Here is a 3893-nt window from a genome sequence, read left to right on the forward strand (position 1 = left end):
GTGGAAGAAAGTGAAACCTTTCGTGAACCTATTTGACAATCTTGATTGTTGTTTCGAAACAAAAGGAATAAAACCAATTCGTTTTCTTTCGTACAAACAAAAATGGCCGAGGCCCTTCCCGTCTGTACCTCTACGATCAAGCTCGCTATCCTAAAAGAGTTCACGACAGTTCCTCCCGACCGACGTCCGGAGGCAATCAAGCTCGCCGCCCAAGTCATGGCGGAAAACTCAAATCAGCCGCTTCCTCCGGACGATGAACAATCGTTTCTTGACGTGATCGCTCGCCCCATTCCTCGTCCTTTCACGCTCGGGAGCAAACTTCCAATCGAAGTGCGCAACATTTTGCGCGAAGCATCCCTCCTCTTCGCCCCCCACGCGGCTACTGCAGCCGTAGAGGTCGCAACCGCTGAAGAACGAGATGACCGGGAGAGGAATACAACCCTGCCCGGAAACATCAAAGTTCCGCGGACTGTGCCACCCCCTTGGAACGTCTTTTACCCACATATGTGGATGGGACGTACTTTTGAAGAATGGGCGCGGAACTGGACTGTTCTGATCACTGGGCATCCAGTACCAGACGTCCATGTTCTAAAGCTGAGGCGCTGTGAGGCAGCGCTCAGCAGTTGGTTCGCGATATTCGCAAATCAACCATTACAAGAACATTCGGTCATTATATTTTTGTCGCTTGCGGATGTTTTAGCAGAAGTCTTTCTTCTGCTAAAATATAGCGGACCGAGGCCAAGCGTCGCCACGCTCACGTTTGCAGCGGCAATCGAAAACCGCCGCCAGACAGGCAAAGTGTTGGACTACTTCACCGACATCAACAGTGCCCGGGCCGCCATTGAAATTCCAAAAAACGGGCTTTTTCGGATTTGACGATCCGCAAGGGGGGTTTTTCGGATGTAACGATCCGCAAATGGCTGATCCTAAAAATCAATTCACGACAAACACCAGTACTAAGCGAAACTATTCATCTAAACGCACAAATAACATCATCAAAAGCACAACGAACACAAACAGCGACGGTAGAACGACAACACCTCCTCAACACACCTCCTCAAGAAACACACAACTCCTCAAGTCATGCAGAGGTCCTGAGTGTGGTGGAAATTGGGAGATTGAGGGAGTTGGAGGAAAAGTGGGAAGCACGATCGACAATATTCCGACACTCAACGAGCTCGTACCAGCAATTACAGCGGAGGTTTCTGTGGGTCCTGGCAATTGCTGCCGAAGAGAGGACGGAGGAATTCGAGGCCTTCCGGGACAAACACGACTGGACGGCAACGACAACGGCTTTCTATTGGAATGCGGTCATTGCAGCGTCAAAGACGCTGGATATCCAAGTGACTTATGCAATGCGCACCGCTCAAAAATGGTTTCAATTTATTGCCAAGGAAGAAGATGCGAAGCGGCCGACGACGCCAATTACGAAAGATCAAGTGGAACTAGCGGCGTTAGCACTGAACGAAAGACTTGGAATGGCGATTCGACTGTGTTTTCAGTTGGGACAACGGATAGGGGACACTCTCCAACTGACACTATGCAACATAGGGTCTGTCACAGATGCCCACACGAACACGGAGTTCACCACGATTATGTACAAACGCGGGAAAACAACGCGTCGACGCGACCCGTTCACGCTACACCTAGAATACAACTCCCAGCTCGCCAAAGATCTGCGAGCGCTGGTGGAAAAGGGACGCACAGCTTCAACTCCCTGGACGATGTTGTTCACGAGCGACAGGGAACTCGCAGCGAATCTAATACGGATGGAACTAAAGAAGGTGAGCTCGGATCTGTGCTTGCTGTCCCTACGCCGGGGGGGCCTCATAGCGATGGCGCAAGGGGGTGCGTCGATTTCGACTTTGCTTCACCATTCGAGGCACGCGAGCGACTCGATGTTAGCACGCTATTTGAATTGGGGCACGTACAATTTTACGGCCGCGCGCGAGCTGATGCAACTTGCTGGCCCCTCCATGTAAAGAATCACGTGAGAATCCTTGACGAGGCTCGAGCAACGTCTATGATGAACAGCACAGAATTAGGCTACTACACGTCCGTCCGTCGTTTCTTTGAAGAACCTTTCCTTGCCACGGTACCCTCCTCAGGGGAAAGCATAGGTCAACTTTCACAAGAAGACGTGAACGTTCTACTGACAGCTGGTTTGATCGAGCGAGCGAACCCATCACATTTAACAAATTCACCAATGCTTCATGTCTTCTCGGTTCCGGAGGTTACAAAACGCCGACGCCGCCTGATCTGCCATACCGTCGATATCAACAAAGCCTCCTTGGCCGATGATCTACCACACTGCAATTTTGATGGCCTCGATTCCCTGCTGGATTCCTTATTGGACGACTCAAAGGGAGAATGGCATGCATGGACGGTAGACATCGCCTCCTATTATCACCAATTCCCTCTCGATGCCTCAGCCAGGAAGTTTTTTCGGTTCAAGGTACCTGAAATAGGGGTTTTTCAATTATGCACAATTCCGACAGGTCAACGCCATTGTGTCGCTAGAGCCCAAGCTTTCTCTCAATTTCTGACGCGTCTCACGCTGAATCAAGCAAATCTTCCCTTGGTAAGGTGTGTCGATGTTTACATCGACAATTTCCTCTTCGCCTTCCACAGTAAAGAGGCGGCTTCGTCCACAAGAGAAGTTTTCACGACCATATGCAACACACTCGGCGTGACATTAAATGAGTTCGCCGGACCCCAACATCTGGTGGGGCTAGAACATCGAGGGGTGGTTTTTCAAACAAGCGGCACCGCAACAACGGCAAAAATCTCTTCCAAAACACAGCAGAAACTCATGGACGCACTGCGCCACATAAACCGCTTACCAACACTTGCCGATGCCCTGAGTATTTTTGGGGTCTGTCAGTACGCGTCGAGAATTCACCGGTTGCCTCTTTTCCCTTTCTACCACATCTACAAATTTATTAGACGAAGATCCCGCCTAATAGCAACTTCGGTACTATCCTTAAAGGAGGAAGCTCGCATATGGCCATCCATTGTAGGTCTGTGGGAACGATGGATTTTGGAAATCCTGCACACTGTTCGAACACCTTTGCTGACATCCTGCCCCTACCACATTGTCTCAGATGCGTCCAACTCGGGATGGGGAGCCGTCATTTTTCCCCCAGGTGGCGCGCCCTTTGCTGTTGCAGGTTCGTGGACCCCAGTCACTTCCACACTTCACATCAATGCAAAAGAACTTCTGGCACTCACGTTAGCGGCAACGCATGTCCCCCGAGGAGAAAAACTCAAGTTGCTTTTGGACAACACTTCGGCTATTGCTGCCATAAGTAACAGTCGAAGTAGGTCGTTCACCTTAAACAGTCTTCTGCGAAACTTCCTTCCCTACTATGAAATCGCGTCGGTTGATTACGTGCCGTCTGCCAACAATATAGCAGACGGCCTTTCCAGAGGACATTTTGGCACGTGGAAGATTTTTTCAAACAACTAGGCGTCACCAAAGGTCACCTGCGTTTGGACCGTTTTGGACCATCTTGGCGGTTGAAAACAACAACATTTTCGCACATGTTTCTTACCGTCAACGCAAGTGTTTCTAATGATAACAAACAGAATTGTGGTGAACTTCTTTGTGATGCTCTGAGTATGAGAAGACCAATTCTGCTTGTTGGTTGAGAAACAAAATCAAGAGCAGGAATATAGGTGGAAGAAAGTGAAACCTTTCGTGAACCTATTTGACAATCTTGATTGTTGTTTCGAAACAAAAGGAATAAAACCAATTCGTTTTCTTTCCCACCCTCCATCCCCCGAAAACAACAACATTTTCGCACATGTTTCTTACCGTCAACGCAAGTGTTTCTAATGATAACAAACAGAATTGTGGTGAACTTCTTTGTGATGCTCTGAGTATGAGAAGA

The 3893-nt window shown here is 49.1% G+C and carries 3 protein-coding genes; all 3 read left to right on the forward strand.

The window, feature by feature from the left end; genetic code table 11:
- The first annotated feature begins 45 nt into the window (after window positions 1-45).
- From JSU04_17210 to JSU04_17220, 3 genes are read left to right on the forward strand one after another with little or no spacing between them, the layout of a single operon-like run.
- Window positions 46-876, forward strand: coding sequence for a hypothetical protein (locus JSU04_17210; protein MBS1972052.1), 831 nt, complete (start codon window positions 46-48; stop codon window positions 874-876).
- Window positions 873-1982, forward strand: coding sequence for a site-specific integrase (locus tag JSU04_17215; GenBank protein MBS1972053.1), 1110 nt, complete (start codon window positions 873-875; stop codon window positions 1980-1982). Before JSU04_17210 ends, JSU04_17215 begins: the two co-directional genes overlap by 4 nt.
- Window positions 1983-2023: 41 nt before the next feature.
- Entirely contained in the window at window positions 2024-3469 is a 1446-nt protein-coding gene (locus JSU04_17220; GenBank protein ID MBS1972054.1) for a hypothetical protein, read from the forward strand.
- The last annotated feature ends 424 nt before the right edge of the window (window positions 3470-3893 follow it).

The sequence above is a fragment of the Bdellovibrionales bacterium genome (genome assembly GCA_018266295.1).
Taxonomy (GTDB): domain Bacteria; phylum Bdellovibrionota; class Bdellovibrionia; order Bdellovibrionales; family Bdellovibrionaceae; genus JACMRP01.